Annotated in this window: 12 protein-coding genes and 2 pseudogenes; 11 read left to right on the plus strand and 3 right to left on the minus strand. The window is 53.1% G+C overall.

Features of this window, described 5'->3' with window-relative positions:
• A pseudogene (locus X474_RS05470) lies at positions 1-466 on the minus strand (transposase); the annotation flags it as partial.
• A 127-nt stretch (positions 467-593) separates the two neighbouring features.
• Between X474_RS05470 and X474_RS26735 the strand changes: the two are divergent.
• Positions 594-1,059, plus strand: a pseudogene (locus X474_RS26735) (integrase core domain-containing protein); the annotation flags it as partial.
• 59 nt (positions 1,060-1,118) lie between these two features.
• Here the strand turns inward: X474_RS26735 and X474_RS05480 are convergent.
• A complete protein-coding gene (locus X474_RS05480) occupies positions 1,119-2,939 on the minus strand; it encodes a chloride channel protein (protein WP_044347346.1) in 1,821 nt (606 codons plus the stop codon).
• Positions 2,940-3,244: 305 nt separating this feature from the next.
• Here X474_RS05480 and X474_RS05485 point away from each other — a divergent pair, with 305 nt between their 5' ends.
• The 10 genes from X474_RS05485 (at position 3,245) to X474_RS05530 (ending at position 16,023) form a co-directional block, all read left to right on the plus strand.
• Positions 3,245-3,934, plus strand: a complete 690-nt coding sequence (locus X474_RS05485) for a response regulator (RefSeq protein WP_044347348.1) — start codon at positions 3,245-3,247, stop codon at positions 3,932-3,934.
• Entirely contained in the window at positions 3,931-5,706 is a 1,776-nt protein-coding gene (locus tag X474_RS05490) for an ATP-binding protein (protein WP_052514896.1), read from the plus strand. Before X474_RS05485 ends, X474_RS05490 begins: the two co-directional genes overlap by 4 nt.
• Positions 5,707-6,009: 303 nt before the next feature.
• On the plus strand, positions 6,010-7,971 hold the full coding sequence (gene acs / locus X474_RS05495) for an acetate--CoA ligase (protein ID WP_044347350.1): 1,962 nt from the start codon (positions 6,010-6,012) through the stop codon (positions 7,969-7,971).
• 168 nt (positions 7,972-8,139) lie between these two features.
• Complete coding sequence (locus X474_RS05500; RefSeq protein ID WP_197281985.1) at positions 8,140-8,646, plus strand: GNAT family N-acetyltransferase; 507 nt, start codon at positions 8,140-8,142, stop codon at positions 8,644-8,646.
• Positions 8,637-9,674, plus strand: a complete 1,038-nt coding sequence (locus X474_RS05505) for a histone deacetylase family protein (protein ID WP_044347352.1) — start codon at positions 8,637-8,639, stop codon at positions 9,672-9,674. The genes X474_RS05500 and X474_RS05505 overlap by 10 nt, the downstream gene beginning before the upstream one ends.
• Before the next feature lie 80 nt (positions 9,675-9,754).
• A complete protein-coding gene (locus X474_RS05510) occupies positions 9,755-11,476 on the plus strand; it encodes an AMP-binding protein (RefSeq protein ID WP_044347354.1) in 1,722 nt (573 codons plus the stop codon).
• A gap of 480 nt (positions 11,477-11,956) precedes the next feature.
• A complete protein-coding gene (locus tag X474_RS05515; RefSeq protein WP_044347356.1) occupies positions 11,957-12,601 on the plus strand; it encodes a radical SAM protein in 645 nt (214 codons plus the stop codon).
• 393 nt (positions 12,602-12,994) lie between these two features.
• Positions 12,995-14,068 carry a M42 family metallopeptidase gene (locus tag X474_RS05520; protein ID WP_044347358.1) on the plus strand — a complete coding sequence of 358 codons (1,074 nt, stop codon included), beginning with the start codon at positions 12,995-12,997 and terminating at the stop codon, positions 14,066-14,068.
• Positions 14,069-14,084: 16 nt separating this feature from the next.
• Positions 14,085-14,885, plus strand: coding sequence for a M55 family metallopeptidase (locus X474_RS05525; protein WP_044347360.1), 801 nt, complete (start codon positions 14,085-14,087; stop codon positions 14,883-14,885).
• Between the two features lie 25 nt (positions 14,886-14,910).
• Positions 14,911-16,023: a DmpA family aminopeptidase gene (locus tag X474_RS05530; protein ID WP_082464166.1), complete on the plus strand. Its 1,113-nt coding sequence runs from the start codon at positions 14,911-14,913 to the stop codon at positions 16,021-16,023.
• An 86-nt stretch (positions 16,024-16,109) separates the two neighbouring features.
• Here X474_RS05530 and X474_RS05535 read toward each other — a convergent pair whose 3' ends face one another.
• On the minus strand, positions 16,110-16,727 hold the full coding sequence (locus X474_RS05535) for a LysE family translocator (RefSeq protein WP_044347364.1): 618 nt from the start codon (positions 16,725-16,727) through the stop codon (positions 16,110-16,112).
• Positions 16,728-17,637: the final 910 nt, after the last annotated feature.

Here is a 17,637-nt window from a genome sequence, read left to right on the forward strand (position 1 = left end):
ATTTTGACCCGCAGGGCGTCGAAGATCACCAGAGGGTAAAGGGCGTCCAGGGGCCGATTCTGCCATTCCCGAACCTCTTCCATAACGGCGTCGGTCACTCGCGAAATCAGGTCGGGCGAAACCTGGACTGCGTATAGCTCCTTGAGATGTGACTGGATTTCCCGGACCGTCATGCCTCGGGCATACAAGGAAATGATCTTGTCGTCAAAGCCGTCGAAATGGCGCTGGCCCTTTTTGATCAACTGAGGTTCGAAGCTGCCGTCACGGTCGCGGGGGACTGACAACTCCATTTCGCCACCGCTTGATTTCACCCGCTTTTTGCCGTGGCCGTTTCGGGTGTTGCCGCTTTTGGCTTTTTGGCTTCTTACCTTTCTCGCAGCCCAGGTGGTGCGTAAGCTCCGCTCCAAGCGCCTTCTCAACCAGGGCCTTCTTTCAGCTCTTGGAATATTCCGTTTTCTCCCAACAGGTCTTCGGGCTTCTCATAACCCTTGAGCAACTCGTCCTTGGTAGCATTGTGCGTACTCCTCCGATGAAGGGGTGATTATCTCACAATTGGCTCCATACACGAAATTCCTGACACTCCTAAAGATGACGCTTTTTGCCCGACCGACTTGGTCCGGCGCAACTTTACGGCCGAGCGTCCCAATGAGCTGTGGATCGCCGATCTCACCTATGTTTCGACCTGGCGTTGATTTGCCTACGTTGCCTTTATCATTGATGTATTTGCCCGCAAGGACACCGGGCCGCTGTGCACCACTCAGACAGGGGCTCTCAGTACCTGTCCATACGCTGCCTGATGCGGGCATCGTGCCCACTGTGGGCAGCGTGGGTGATTCCTATGACAACGCCATGGCCGAATCGGTTATCGGCTTATACAAAACTGAAGTGATCAACCAAAAACGCCCCTGGAAGCATCGTCAGGCCGTGGAATTCGCCACCCTGGCCTGGGTGGATTGGTTCAACAATCGGCGCTTGTTGGAGCCAATCGGAAATATCCCACCTGCCGAGCTGGAACAGATGTATTATCAGAATAAACAGGGGCAGGCCATGGTGGCCTGACTCAAACAAAAACCTTTCCGGATTTCCAGGGGGAGATTCATACCGACTTATAATCTTACTCAGTCGTTTGTTTCCATTCGCTTGCTAACCAGAGAGTGGTAAGCGCTGATCACATCCTCGTGGCTCAAAAGCCCCAGAAGCCGTTCTTCCCCTTCTTCGGTCTTATCAACCACCGGAATCTGACCATACCCCGAATCCAAAAACACCAAAAGCGCGTCGTAAAGATCCTGGCGGGGGGTTAAACTAACTGGTTTGGTGCATAGTTCACCCACCACTATAAGATCCTTCAAAGACTCCTCAAAGATCACAGTGCGGATATTCTTTATGGAAAGAACCCCTATGAGACGCTGGTGCTGATTCACCACGGCAAAGACATCCTGCCCCGAATGGGCTATCTCCCTTTGCAGTTGTTTAAAGGTGGTTTCAGCAGGCAGGGGGCGGAATCCGTCACTTGGTTCAAAGATATCCGCCACTGTCAATTCCGAGAGCACATTTACAGTGAGATCCTGTTCATGGGCCGGAGATTGAAACTTGTTTCCGATCTGCTTTTCGTAAATGCTGCCAAAACGGTTGAACAGAATCGCGATCACCGACACCAGCATCAGAGGCGGCAACAACCCATAGGACCAGGTCATCTCGGAAACCATCAGCAAGGCGCCAAGGGGAGCCTTGGCCGAACCCGCGAAAAAGGCAGCCATTCCCACCAGAACATAAGCCCCGGGTTGGTGCACAATATCGGGGAACAACTGGTGCCCCACCACACCCACCACGCCGCCGAGCATGCCTCCTATAAATAGGGTGGGGCCAAACACACCGCCGGAACCGCCCGAACCGATGGTCAGGCCCGTGGTGACGATCTTGGCTGCCGCGGCCAGACACATGATGCCCACTCCCATCTGTCCGTAGATGGCCAGTTGCAGGTAACCGTAGCCTCCGCTGATCGCCTCGGGAATGGCCAGACCGATAAGGCCCACACCCAGACCGCCCAAGGCCGGACGCACAAACTTCGGGATAGAGGTGAATTCGCGAAATTTATCCCTTATGCCATAGAAGGTCTTGACATAAAGGGCCCCCACCGGAGCGCAGACCAAACCCAACACCGCATAGACCAAAAGCTCCCTGAAATCCCGAAACACAAATTTGGGTGTGGCAAAAATGGGGTCAAAGCCAAAATGATAGGTGAAAAGGCTGTAAGCTATAACCGAGCTGATAACACAAGGAATGATTGCCTCAGACTCGAAATCCTCCCGGTAAAGCACCTCAACCGAAGTTATGGCAGCCCCCAAAGGAGCCCTGAAGATAGCGCCCAAGCCGGCCGCTGTTCCGGCCAGCAAAAATATGCGCCTTTCCCTGACCGAAAACTTCAAAAGCCTGCTGAGCCAGGAGCCAAAGCCTGCGCCTATCTGGGCAATGGGGCCTTCCTTACCTGCCGAGCCGCCGGTGGACAGGGTGATGACGCTGGAGAGGGTTTTGATAAAAGGAACCCTGGTTCTGATGATTCCCTTTTTGTTGTGAAAGGCGTCTATCATGGCGTCAGTGCCATGCCCCTCTGCCTCCGGGGCAAAGGTGTATACAAGGAAACCGCTAACTAGGCCGCCGATCGCCGGCACCAAGAACAACACCCAGGGTCGGTAGGGAGTGTTCACAGCCAAGTGGACCAGGTGTTCACCCGCAGGCACCGGAGCCGGGGCTCCGGCCAGATATCCCAGGAAGAACCAGCGTCCCCATTCCAGGCCAAAGAAAAAGATCATGGCCCCCAAGCCTGAAACCAGGCCGATCAACACTGATATGACGATTCTGCGTGCCGCGTCAGGACCGAAAAACGAAAAAAGCCCCCGGCCGCGGGTTGCCGCGACTTCGGGGTCTTGTTGTGGCTCCAATGCTAATCCTCACATATATTTAAAGAAAACCAAAATTCCTACTAAGCAACAAAGAAGGTTACTCCCGTCTGGATAGCCTGTCAATGCCTTGCCCCAAACTAGGAAAGAACATTCTATAATTATGTTACAAGTAGGTTAATTCCCCCCCTGGCCTTCTAGCGTATTGTTACAGACTATGCCATATGACAAAATAACTTTTAATTGTTGACGATTGGAGGCAAAAGTCAAACTGGTCGAAAGGCCCCAAAGGCCCTGTCGGCAAAATGGCTTTTAAGCCGATCACCTTTAAAATAAAATGAGGTCACATGACTAAACCTACCATTCTGGTGGTGGAAGACGAGCAAGACATCCTGGATTTACTGGATTTCAACCTTAGCCAAGCGGGTTATGAGGTCAAGACGGCCATGGATGGACTGGAGGCCCTTCATCTGGCAAACAAGGAAAAACCGGATCTGGTAATCCTGGATCTGATGCTTCCGGGCCTGGACGGAAAAGAGGTCTGCCGCAAGCTTAGGCAAAACAAAGACACTCATCAGGTGCCTATTCTCATGCTCACCGCCCTGGCCAGCGAAACCGACCGGATAATCGGATTTGAAATCGGAGCGGACGACTACCTGGCCAAGCCCTTCAGCCCCAGGGAAGTGGTCTTGAGGGTCCAGGCCATCCTGCGCAGGATAACCGAGCAGGACGATAGCACAGGCCCGTTGAAATACGGTGATCTTGTCATTGATCCCCAGCGGCCCAGCGTGGAGGTGGAGGGCAAGGAGATCAGCCTCACGGCCACGGAATTCAAGCTCTTGCACCATCTGGCCACCCACAGCGGCAAGGTGCAGACCAGGGAGATTCTCCTGCAGATGGTTTGGGGATATTCCTACCAGGGCTATGCCCGCACAGTGGACACCCATATAAGAAGGCTCAGAACCAAATTGGGCCCCATGCAGGAAAGCGTTGAGACGGTGCGGGGTATTGGATACCGTTTCAGGGAGCCCCAATGAGACTGAGGCTATCCTTCCAGGGAACCATACTGGCCGGTTGTCTGGCAGTGGTTTTGGCAACCTTGGTTTTCGTAGCCATCATCTTGCAAAACTCCCTGCGCGAACAGATGCTGGAGACACTGGCGACTAACCTTAAGCACAATCTTGTGCTTACCGAAGAGGTGGTGGGCGACCGTCGTCCGCCTGGCGACAATCCCGCGGTAATGGACAAGTTGGCCGATCAGCTGGGGGTGCGCCTTGGGTTCAGGGTCACTATCATTGACAAAAACGGCGTGGTTCTGGGCGACTCCAAGATTCCCTTTCATGAGCTGGCCGACACGGAAAACCATGCCGCCAGACCGGAGGTGATTGCGGCTTATAACCATAAAACCCCGGTGGAGACAAGATACAGCACCACCTTGGGCAAGGGCCTTATGTATGCGGCCACTCTGCTTGACAAACCGAATAGAGAAAAACTGGTGATCCGTCTGGCCATGCCCCTGGCCGAGGTGGAGGTTATGCTTGGGCGCACCAGAAACCTGATATTGAGCGCCCTTTTACTTGGTGTACTGCTTTCCATTGCGGCCGCTTATTTCATGGCCCGGGGAATCTCCAAACCGCTCAAGGCCCTTACCTCCACAGCAACAGCCATTTCCGGAGGAGACCTCTCCCGCCGGTTCAGGCGCTACCCGTCGAACGAAATCGGTGAATTGGGCCGGGCCTTTGACCGCATGACAGACACCATACAGGATAAAATCGAGGCGGTTACCATGACCAGGGATCGCCTGGCCGGGATTCTGCGGGGCATGGCCGAAGGCGTATTGGTTACCGACCGGGAGGGGCGCATTCTCCTTACCAACCATGCCCTTGCTGAGATGCTGGACCTTACCGAAGACCCGGTGGGCAAGATGCCCTCCGAAATATTCCGTAATGCCGATCTGGTCCAGGCCATGCGGCAGACCCGCCTGAGCGGAGAGCAGAAAACCAGCGAAATAAGGACCATAGGCCAAAATCCAAAATACCTGGAACTGACAGTCGTACGCCTGCCCGCAACCGAAACCGGCGCGGGCTGCGTTGCGGTTCTCCACGACGTCACGGAACACCGTCGCACCGAAGAAATAAGGCGGGATTTTGTGGCCAATGTATCTCACGAATTAAGAACCCCGCTCACAGCCATAAGGGGTTCGGCAGAGACGCTTTTAGACGGCGCCCTTGAATCCCCTGATTTTGCCCGCCGCTTTGTGGAGATGATCAGAAGGCAGGCCGAACGTCTGGAAAACCTATCCCAGGACCTTTTGGAACTGGCCAAGGTGGAAACCGGCGGTGCGGGCGGAAAACCGGAAATGGTGCGTCTGGCCGAACTGGCCGACTCGGTTCTGAGCACAGTGAGCGATCTGGCCGAACAACAGGGGGTTGAGCTCTTCAGTAAGCTGGATGATGTGAATCAAACCCTTTGGGCGGACAGGCGTCAGCTCGAAGAAGCCATACTGAACCTGATGGTGAACGCAATCAAATACACGGACACAGGCGGCAGGGTCACCCTGGCCATGCGAAAAACCTCCGACCAGATCCGAATCCAGGTCATTGACACCGGAATGGGTATACCCGGAGAACACCTGCCCAGAATATTTGAGCGCTTTTACCGGGTGGATAAAAACCGCTCCCGCGAAATCGGGGGAACCGGCCTGGGGCTGGCCATTGTCAAACACCTGACCCAAGCCCAGGGTGGTCATGTGGAAGTGGAAAGCGAACCAGGCAAAGGCAGCACCTTTTCCCTGGTCTTTGACCTTTAAAAATCAATAAAACACCATGCTCGTCTATCGTTAAGACGGCGTGGTGTTTTCTATTCACCATACTTTTTATTTTGAGATTTTTTTCGCAAAGTTTTTTTACAACCATCTCCATCCCCTAGATAAAACCCGGATTTTTCCACATATATTTAATCTCCAATTAAATAAACTTTAGGATTACCCCGTCCGGTTTCCATAGTTTGCATACAGTATCCCTATACCTGGTTGCAAAACCGGCCTTACCTGTGTCAACATCAGTACACAAGCTTGGTTTTCCCCAACCTGCTTTCTACAAAGGAGACTGCCATGACTGAAACCACGGAGGTTTACAGCGCTCACCTTCCAGGCTTTCAGGAAACCGCATTCATCAAAGGGCATGAAGAGTACCAGGCTCTTCATAAAAGGTCCCTGGAAGATCCGGACGCCTTTTGGGCCGAACAGGCCGAGAAATACCTTTCCTGGCAGCAAAAGTGGGAACATGTACTTGAGTACGACTTTCCCCAGGGAAAAATTTCATGGTTTGGCGGAGCCAAGCTGAACGCAACCTATAATTGCCTTGATCGTCACATCGACACCATCGGTGAAAAAACAGCTTATTTCTGGGAGGGAGACGACCCGAACCAAAGCCTCAGCCTGACCTATAAAGAACTCTATCAAAAGGTGAACAAAGCGGCTGCGGCCTTGAAGGCAAAAGGGCTTAAAAAGGGCGACCGGGTGGTTATATATATGCCCATGGTGCCCGAACTGGCCATAGCCATGCTCGCCTGCGCCAGGCTGGGCGTGATTCACAGCATCGTCTTTGGCGGATTTTCGGCCGAAAGCCTGGCCAACCGCATCAACGACTGTGGAGCAAAGATGGTGATCACGGCCGACGGTTCCTTCCGGTCCGGCAAGACTATCCCCCTTAAGAACGCGGTGGATGCGGCTTTACCCAACTGCCCGGAAGTAGAGAATGTATTAGTTCTTGACCGCTGCGGCCTGGGCCTTACGCTTGGCGAAAACGAATCCTGGTGGCATGAGGTCATGGCAGACCCGGATCTGCCGGACTACGTGGAGCCGGAGCCTATGGACGCCGAAGACCCGCTTTTCATTCTATATACCAGCGGCAGCACCGGAAAACCCAAGGGAGTGGTCCACACCCATGGCGGTTATCTGCTCTATGCGGCCATGACCACCAGGATCACCTTTGACTTAAAAGATGACGAAGTCTTCTGGTGCACGGCTGATATCGGCTGGATCACCGGTCACACCTATCTGGTCTACGGCCCCTTGATCAATGGCCTCACCGGCCTGATTTTCGAGGGAGTGCCGAGCTATCCGGGCTTTGACCGATTCTGGCAGGTTGTGGAAAAATACCAGGTCAGCAAATTCTACACCGCGCCGACGGTTATCCGCTCCGTGGCCAAGGAAGGCGCGGCCATGGTGGACAAATACGACCTTTCTTCCCTGAGGCTTCTGGGTACGGTCGGTGAGCCCATCAACCCGGAGGCCTGGCGCTGGTATTACGAGCATGTGGGCAAGAGCCGCTGCCCCATTGTGGACACCTGGTGGCAGACCGAAACCGGCGGCCACATGATGACGCCTTTGCCCGGGGTTCATGAACTGAAACCGGGCTCCTGCGCCCAGCCTTTCTTTGGAGTGGACCCGGTTATCATAGATCCCGACACCGGTGAACCGGCCAGATATCCCAATCAGGAAGGGGTGCTCTGCATCAGAAAGCCCTGGCCCGGCATGGCCCGCACGGTTTTCGGGGACCATAAACGCTTTATTGAAACCTACTTCTCCCAGGTTCCGGGCATGTACTTTACCGGAGACGGAGCCAAATACGACGAAGACGGCTATTTCTGGATCATAGGCCGTATTGACGATGTGATCAATGTCAGCGGCCACAGGCTCGGGACCGCGGAGATCGAATCCGCCCTGGTGGCTCATCGGGATGTGGCCGAGGCCGCCGTGGTGGGCTTCCCGCACCCGGTCAAGGGCCAGGGAATCTACGCCTTTGTCACCCTGAACACAGGCGTGGGAAAAACCGATGAGATCAAAAAGGAATTGGTCAAAATGGTGCGTTCCGAGATCGGCCCGGTGGCAACACCGGACGTGATCCAATGGGCCGACGCCCTGCCCAAGACCAGAAGCGGCAAGATCCTGCGCCGGATGCTCCAGAAAATAGCGGCCGGAGACATAAAAGAGATGGGAGACACCACCACCATTGCCGACCCCAGCGTTTTGGAGCAGCTGATCAAAGAGCGTGTAGCCAGCACAGCCTGACTCGACATTCTAAAAAGGCATGCAGACCGGATGCTTGCGTGCTTTGCAAAGGGAAAACCCCTGGTTTGTTTTTTCCGGCTGACTCCCGGGGGCAACCACATTGCGAACATGAGCGGGCCGGGGCTCCAAGTCCCGGCCTTGCACCCCCTAAAAGGAGCAAAGGCTTTGATGGCTCCCAAGCAGTGCGTCACCTGCCTGGACAAGCTGGGCCGGCCCTTTTCCCTGGGGCCCTGCCTGCCGGATAGCCGTAATTCGGTTCTCAAGATGTATGACGCCTTTGATCCCATGCCGGCCAGTCAGGGCCTGCCTCCGGAGAATCCGGAGACAAGGTCTCAATGGGTGGATACCATAATAAAAAACGCCCATTGTTTTGCGGCTTGGGAAGGTGACTCCGTGGTGGGGCACGCGGCCCTTTTACCGAATGAAACCGCCTTGGAAGGCGAATATCTGATCTTTGTGAGCAAGGGCTACCGCAATCGGGGCCTCGGCACCCTCATCACCCTGGCGGTGATCGAATTTGCCCGCCAAAAGGGGATGACGCGGCTGTGGCTGGAAGTGGAGACCTTTAATTTCGCGGCAGTTAACCTATATCGGAAAATGGGTTTTAGATTCTGCGGCGGATTTACTTGTGAACGCATGATGACACTTGAAATCGGCTCCCAGCTATGTCCTTGAAACTCGGCATAATGCGGGACAACCGCTATTTGGAGCATAAAACAGGCCTGACCCACCCGGAGAGCCCCATGAGGCTCAAGGCTGTTTATGAAATGCTGGCCCATGAATTCGATGACCAGTTCACTCATATACAGCCCGAGTTGGCCAGCCTGGAAATGCTCGAGATGGCGCACTCCCCCAAATATGTGGAGATGGTCCTCAGAACCGCTCAACTCAGTCATGTACACCTGGCCCCGGACACTCCCTCCGGTGTAAGCAGCTACCTGCCTGCCTATCTGGCCGCCGGAGGGTGTGTCAAGGGCGTAAAATCCCTTTTAAACGGAGAACTGGAAGCCCTGTTCGCCCTGGTGCGCCCGCCCGGGCATCACGCCCTATTAGACCGGGCCGGGGGCTTCTGCATATTCAACAACCTGGGCGTGGCGGCCAAATACGCCCTAAAGAAACTGAACATGAAACGCATCCTGATAGTGGATTGGGATATTCATCACGGAAACGCACTTCAGGAACTATTTTATGAAGACGACCGGGTCATGTATATCTCCACCCATTATCTGGCCGCCTTTCCCTATACCGGGCACTGGGAGGAAACCGGTGAAGGCAAGGGCGAGGGCTACAGCCTGAACCTGCCGGTTCCCAAGGATTTTAACGACGAGGAAGCGATCTACATCTACCGGGAAGTGCTTAAATCAGTCATGCGGAATTATGAGCCGGAGCTTGTCATGGTGGCGGCCGGCTTTGACGCCCACAGACAGGATCCCTTGGGCATGGGACTTATGACGGAAAAGGGCTTTGGCGAACTGGCCCGTATCTGCGCTTTGTTGGGGCCGCTCAGTCTGGGAGCGCCTCTTTTACTGGCGCTCGAGGGGGGCTACCGGCCGCGGGCCGTGGCCGCCTCGGTCAGGGAAGTTTTAAAAAGCCTTTTATCCGCCCATCAGCCCAGGGAGGACTACAGAATCTACAGCCCGCGGGCGGCCAAAATCGTAGCCAGGGCCAGGGAGGTTCACGCCCCCTTTAAAATCTGGACCTGACCAACCAATATGAACATAGAATAAATAAAGGCCTCTTGGAGCTTTTAACTTAAACCTTAAAACCCAAAGAGAATGACAAAATGATCAAGGCCCGCATAAGATCACAATGCGAAAATTCAAACCTGGGAGATTATGAAAAGGTCTACCGCTCTTTTTCCTGGGAGAAATTTTCCGAACAACTGGTCAAAGACCAAACCGGCCGCATAGACCTGGTGGGTTCAGCCATAGACCTATGGGCCGATAACCCCGAAACAGCGGACCAGGTGGCCCTGATTGTGGAAAAAGCAGGTGAAATAAGGCGATTCAGCTATCAGGACCTCCAGGAAATCTCCTGTCAGTGGGCCAACATGCTAAGCGGCCTGGGCTATTGTTCCGGCGACCGGCTGTTTGTGCTTTTGCCCCAGGGGCCTGAGATTTATTTTGCCATGCTGGCCTGCGCCAGGCTGGGAGTTGTCTTCTGCATTCTTCATTCCAAGGCGGACTTCGCCCAGCTTGAAGCCTGTCTGCTAAACGGCAAGCCCAAAGGAATCTTGACTCATCCGGATTATCTGGAACGGCTGCCCGCGGAAGCGCTCACCTCGGTCAGGCATTTTTTACTCACCCAAGGACCGCCGGTGGCCACAAGCGGGCACGAAGTGGTGATAAACGAAATTATCACAAGCCTGCCCAAAAGATGCGACCCCAAATTCCACTCACCCAAAACACCGCTCTATATCGTCTACACCTCCGGTTCCACCGGTCCGCCCAAAGGGGTGGTCCACAGCCACGGAGACAGTGTGGGCATAAAGGCCAGCGCCTATTACGCCCTGGACCTTCATCCCGGGGACATCCTTTGGACAGACGGAGATCCGGGATGGGTTACAGGCACGGTCTATTCCTCATTCGCCCCCTGGCTTTGCGGCGCATCTTCCGTGGTGCAGGCCGAACCCTTCAGCGCCTCCACCTGGTATCGCACCCTGGAGAGGCACAAAATAAATGTCTGGTACACCAGCCCCATGATCTTGAGAAAACTGGTGGCTGCCGGAGAAGACCTGCCGGGCCGTTATGATTTCAGCAAGCTGCGCCATATTGCCTCAGTGGGCGAACCCCTTACCCCTGAGCTTTTTTTCTGGTGTAGAAACAACCTGAACCACCCGCCCCACGACACCTGGTGGATGTCTGAAACCGGTATGATACTGGTGGCCAATTTCTGCACCATGGATATCAAGCTCACCTCCATAGGCAGGCCCCTGCCCGGAGTCGAAACCGCGGTGGTGGATGAAAACGGAGAGCCCCTGAACTTTTTGACCATGGGAGAACTGGCGGTGCGCCCCAACTGGCCCGCCATGGCCAGCGGCCTTTGGCAGGATCGAGAGCGTTATGAAGACTATTTCCGCCGTGAGGGCTGGTTCTTGACCGGTGACATGGCGGTGACCGATGAAGACGGCTACATCTATCTGCAAGGACGCAATGACGACCTGATAAAGGTCGAGGATAAATTCATAGGCCCTTATGAGGTGGAGCAAATCATCGCCAGGCATCCGTCTGTCAGTGAGGCGGCCGTAATCAGCCGCACCTCGGTGGAAGGGCCGGTGACCATGAAGGCCTTTGTCACTGTGCACAGTGATATCCCGCCTTCAAGCCGCTTGAACCTGGAGATAAAGGCCTATGTAAAGGCCAATCTTTCCCCGGATATTCCGCTAAAGGAAGTTGAATTCATGGACGAGTTGCCGAAGACCAGCACCGGCAAACTGGTTCGCCGGGCATTGCGGGCCAAGGAACTGGGACTACCAGCAGGCGACACCATGAATATGACCGACTAGGAATATTGCCTGCTCCCCAAATTAAAACACCCCGTAAAAGGACAGTAAGCCTTTTACGGGGTGGAAACCTAATAAACCAAAAAAACCAAAGGGATTACGGCTTTTAACGGCAGATAAGCCCAATCCCTGTCACAGCAAAACCCGACTGGATTCATCTAGTCGGGCTGATAAAATCATATACGCTAATTATGTTAAGAGACAGATGCAAAACCCCAAAGTGCATCCTCCCGAATCAGGTTATTTACCGGATCGGGCTGGGAAACCGTTTGATTATCTGTTATCGTCTGCCGCGTCTACAGGGTCTGTTTCTGCGCACCCGGACATAACCAGGCCGGGGAGACAAGAATCTGACCGCAACAATAAGCAGGCAAAGACCGATTAACAACTCCACAAAAAGCCTCCTTTTAAAACGGTGGCTGATAAAAACCAAATTCCGGGGCATCTATATAAAAAGGTACCCAAGAATTTTAATACGTGCAAATGAAACAGCTGAAGATAAATGAATGTTTTTTAAGCATACAGGGAGAATCCACCTTTGCCGGGCTGCCTTGCGTATTTCTGCGACTTAGCGGATGCCCTTTGAGCTGCTCCTGGTGCGATACTGAATATGCCAAAGATGAAGGCGAATATCTGTCCTTTGATCGCATAGTTAAAAAGCTGCTCTCCTTTGACGTAGACCGGATCGAGGTCACGGGCGGCGAGCCCCTGGCCCAGGAACCCACCCTGGAGTTGTTGCAAAGCCTGTGCGACCGGGGATTAGCGGTTCTTTTGGAGACCTCCGGCGCCCTGGACATTTCCCAAGTGGACCCCAGGGTGCATGTGATCATGGATATAAAATGCCCCGGCTCCGGCATGACCGGGCGCATGCACTGGTCCAACCTGAAGAGCCTTTTACCCCACCATGAAGTCAAATTTGTCTGCCAGGACAGGCAAGACTATGAATTTGCACGAAAAATCATCAAAGATAACGACCTGAGCAATAAAGTGACCGTGCTTTTTTCCACTGTCACCGGCAGGCTGGCTCCCAAGGACCTAGTGGCATGGGTCTTGGAAGACCGGCTTCGCGCCCGCTTCCAGCTCCAGATGCACAAATACATCTGGCCTCCCGACCAAAGGGGGGTGTAAAAACCAACGGTCCAGGAGATATCGCCCCGGCCTTTTAGCGGCTAAATCCGTTTTTCGAGCGGCCTCTTAAAATGCCCGTATTTATGAGCCATACCTGGCGATTTAGGCGGGCTTTTTTATTGTCCGGCCTCTTATGCCTCAGAGCACCCCTCCCCCTCATAAGCCAAGAGCCGAAAAATTCCAAGCAAACTTCTTTTGTCTGAAAAAGCCTTTGCAAAATACGAATTGCGTGCTATCCGAGTAACTGTCGGACAAATAAACAACCAAGCCCAAACACGGGCTTCGAATGATGCAGGACAGGCGATCTCAACATTATCAGCAAAGCATCACAATTCTACTACTCCCACAAGACGGCTAAATATAGTTGCCTTGTAAAAACAAGGAGATAAAAAGGTGGCGGACGCTTCTTTAGACCTTATAAGAAAACTGACCAATGCAAATGGCGCGCCTGGTTTTGAAGACGAGGTGACCGAGATCTGCCGGAAGGAAACGGCGGATTTTGTCCGGGCAGAGGAAGACTGCCTGCGCAACCTTTATCTCATGCCCAAAAAAAACCAGGGCAAACAGCCGGTGGTGATGCTGGAGGGGCATTCCGATGAAGTGGGTTTTATGGTCCACTCCATCAATGAAAAAGGCATGATCAAGTTCGCCACCCTGGGGGGATGGTTCTCCCAGGCCCTTTTGGGGCACAAGGTCAGGATCAGAAATAACCAGGGCAGCTATATTCCGGCGGTGATCTCCTCCATACCGCCCCATTTCCTGAACGAGGGCAAGAAAAACCAGGTAATCCAGACAGACGACATGTTCATGGATGTGGGGGCCAGCTCCCGTGACCAGGTGATCATGGAGTTCGGCATTGAGCCCGGAGCCCCGGTGGTGCCGGATGTGGATTTCTACTATGACGCCGAAAACAAGGTCATGACTGCCAAGGCCTTTGACAACCGTCTGGGTTGCGCGGCTGTGGTGGAGACCTTGACCAAGGCCAGGGACCTGGACCTCAAGGTGGATTTGGTCGGTGTTTTATCATCCCAGGAGGAAGTGGGCCTGCGCGGGGCCAGGATCTCCGCAAACCGGGTGCAGCCCCAGGCCGCGATTGTGTTTGAAGGCCCCCCTGCGGACGACACCTTCACCCCGGCTGACCAGGCCCAGGCCGTAATGAAAAAAGGCCCTCAGATCAGGCACCTGGACAGCTCCATGATTGCCAACCCCCGTTTTGTGGCCTTTGCCAGGGAGGTTGCCCGCAAAAACTCCCTGCCTTTCCAGGATACGGTGAGGCTAAAAGGCGGTACAGACGCCGCCTCCATCGGGCTTTCCCATCTCGGCGTGCCCGCCATAGTTATCGGCGTGCCGGTGCGTTATGCCCACACCCACCATTGCATGGCCTCGTTTGAGGATTACCAAAACGCAGTAAAGTGGGGCCTGGCCATTATCAAGGAACTGGACCAAAAGACCATCGAGGGCTTTTAAGAAAGCGGGGGGGGGCATGAAGGTATTTATATCCAGCGACATTGAAGGGGTCTGTGGAATCGCGGACTGGGACGAAGCCCACAAGAGCCATCCGGATTATGCGGCCCTGGCCAAGCAGATGACCAGGGAAACCGCGGCCGCCTGTGAAGGGGCTTTGGCCGCCGGGGCAACCGAGGTGTGGGTCAAAGACGGCCACGGCACGGGCCGCAATATCGATATTACCGGATTGCCTTCCCGGGCAAGGCTGATAAGGGGATGGAGCGGCCATCCCCTTTCCATGATGCAGGAGATCGAGCAGGGCTTTGACGCGGTGCTGATGATCGGCTATCACTCCCGGGCAGGGGCCGAGACCAACCCTTTGGCCCACACCAAGACCCTGCACCTGGATAAAGTCTTGATCAATAAAAGGCCTGCCAGCGAATTTCTGATCAACTCCATGAGCGCAGGCATGTTCAAAACTCCGGTGGTTTTCATAAGCGGCGATCAGGGCATCTGCCAAGAGGCCGCAGATATCATCCCCAAGATCAATTTCGTACACACTTTCCAGGGCCAAGGCGGTTCCAGCATCTGCCGCCATCCGGAAAAGGTGCTGAACGAAATAAAGATGCAGGTGAAAAGCGCCCTTTCACAGAACATATCTGAATGCATTTTGACTCTGCCGGAAAAATATGAACTTGAGGTCAGGTTCAGGCATGTGCAAAAGGCCTTGAAAGCCTCTTTTTATCCCGGCATGAAAAGGCTGGGCCCCTTTACGGTGGGCATGGAGACTAATGATTTCATGAGTGTTTTAAGCGCCCTTAGTTTTATCTCCTATTGAAACTCATAACCCGGAGGCCGGTCTTTTGAGCATTGACAGGCAAAAAAGATGCAGGTTCAGGCAGTTGGGCCTGACGCCGGGGGAACTTTCCCCCGGCCCTTTAAACGCCATTACCGATGTATCAGGCATAACCGTGGGCCAGGTGACCCTGAATTCAGGCAATGGAGACCATGCCGTACGCACAGGCGTCACAGTGATCAGGCCGCATCAGGACTCCATGTTCAGCAAAAAGCTGCCTGCGGCCGTACATACCATCAACGGTTTTGGCAAGGCCTGCGGTTTTGAGCAGGTGCGGGAGCTGGGCCAGCTTGAGAGCCCCATCTGCCTTACCAATACCGCCAGTGTGGGTCTGGCCGCAGATGCGCTGATAACCTGGACCATTGCCCGGAATCCCCAGGCCACCTCCATAAACCCTCTGGTGGGTGAATGCAATGACGGCTATCTGAATGACATCAGGGGACAGCATGTAAAGAAACAACACGTTTACCAGGCCCTGGAAAGGGCAACCACGGGACCGGTGGCCGAAGGAGCCACAGGCGCGGGCACGGGCATGGTCTGCTATGGTTTCAAAGGCGGCATAGGCACCGCTTCCCGCAGGCTTGAACAAGAACAGGGCGGCTATACTGTAGGCGCTTTGGTATTGGCCAACTTCGGCAAGCGCTCCCTTTTGTCCATGGCCGGTTTACCGGTGGGCAAGCACTTGGTCCCATTGGAAAAAGAGCTGCCTGACCCGGAAAAGGACCCTGATCAGGGGTCTATTGTCATGGTGCTGGCCACAGACGCACCGCTCTCAAGCAGGCAGCTCTTACGCCTGGCCAAAAGAGCGGGCCTGGGTCTGGCCAGAACCGGCACCGCAGGCGGCCACGGCAGCGGTGATTTTGCGGTGGCCTTTTCCACTCAAAATCCCATTCCCCATAAAAACCAAGAAGCCGCCATAGTCATAACCACCCTGCCGGAACAAGGCCGGGTCTTGGACCCCTTGTTCCTGGCTGCCTGCGAATCTGTGGAAGAGGCGATTCTAAACGCCCTTTGCACGGCCCAGACCACGGAAGGCAGAAAAGGCCGGGTGGTTCACGCCCTGCCCCTTTCCCTGGTGCAAGCCCTGGCCCAGGCCCAACCCAAGGTTGGGGAGATTTAAAAGCTCGAATTATTTTATGAACAAAAAAGCAGCGCAGAAGATGGCTCGAACCGGCCTTCTGCGCTGCTTTTTACTTGGCTTAAGCTTTACTCGGCGGCCACGGCCAGGCCCGCGCCGATCATGACTGAGCCTGCAGTGCGGTTGGTTATTTTCCACAGTTTGGTGGATTTCAAGGCGCTTCCGCCCAAAGAGCCCAGCCAGGCATAGGTAAAAAGAACAGTAAGCAAAATCGGTAATATTATCCCCACCACCATGGCCGCATCCCAAAGGGTGAAACTTTTCATATCAATAAAGCCGGGCAGGAAACCGCAATAAAAGGCTATGACCTTGGGGTTGCCCAGGGTTACGCAAAGGCCGCTGAGATAACTTTTGCCTTTGCTTGAGGCGTTGTGATGCACAGCACCCTCTTGAGTGGAGTGTATGGAGGAAATCCAACAGCGCACCCCAAGAAAGATCAGATAACCCGCACCGAGCCATTTAAGAATAATGAATCCATCCCCCAGTTGCTCAGCCACCCAGCCCATGCCGAACATGGCCATCAAAAGATACACCATGTCCCCGCTCACCAGTCCGGTAATCCAAACTGCGGCCGGTTTGAAACCCTGGGAAAGGGCCTGCGCCACCAAGGCAGTGACGCCGGGTCCGGGAATCAGGGCAAAAACAAAGGTGGCCAGGGCAAGGGCCAATCCACTTTCCAAGGTCATAACATCACATTTCCCTTTTTTCTTTTTAGCCAAATAGAACTGTTTAGAAAGCATACCAGCTATTATTGGAGTTTGAAAGTAGGGCTATGTAAAAGTAAGTCGGCAGAGAAAAATAAAAAAATCAAGTAACGCAGCGTTAGAGAGATCAATCAATATAGTTTGTTTTATACGATCTAAAAATTCTCACTAGCCAAAGAGTAAATTTTAGAAATACAGTTATTTTAATATCTTGCAGGTAAATCCATCGAAACGAAACGCCAACTTCAAGAATAAAATATTCGGAGAATTGTGACTAGCCCCTCTACAAAAAAGTTAAAAATAGAAATTTGACTATCATACCAGCAATGTATAATTTCATATAATTTAAAAATAAAACCATCGGTAATAGATTATGGATTTCCTCTTTAGTTAGCAACAAATTAGGGGCCAAGAAATCCCCAAAACCCTGCCAACATCATGATCATCACCAGATGATAGTTATCCCATGAACAGTTTTTGATTTCATCTAAACCTAGCCAGCATGTTTTCGGAATTAACAATTGAGCAGTTCCTTTGAAAATCATTTAAAGTAGTTATGGTAAATATCAAACACTTAAACCATTTTAATAAGCTTTTACTACATATTATCATTAACTTTATGACTAGCCTGTATCTATATCCGTACAAGCTGGAACTAAGGTTATTTTTAGCTAAAGACTAGCATAATAGCAATAAAAATAATATGTTATATTCTTAGATCAACTTGCATGCATGAATTATTGAATCGTCAGAGAACTCGCAATTAATACCTTGACAAATCTATAGATATTTGTAAATATAGCGATTAACTAGTCAATCTTCTTGATTCCTAAATTGGAAAATAGTTGATATTATTTTTTATACGCTTCTAATCCGTGATAACTAGGAATTA

It is taken from the genome of Dethiosulfatarculus sandiegensis, from assembly GCF_000931935.2.
GTDB classification, from domain to species: Bacteria; Desulfobacterota; Desulfarculia; order Desulfarculales; family Desulfarculaceae; genus Dethiosulfatarculus; species Dethiosulfatarculus sandiegensis.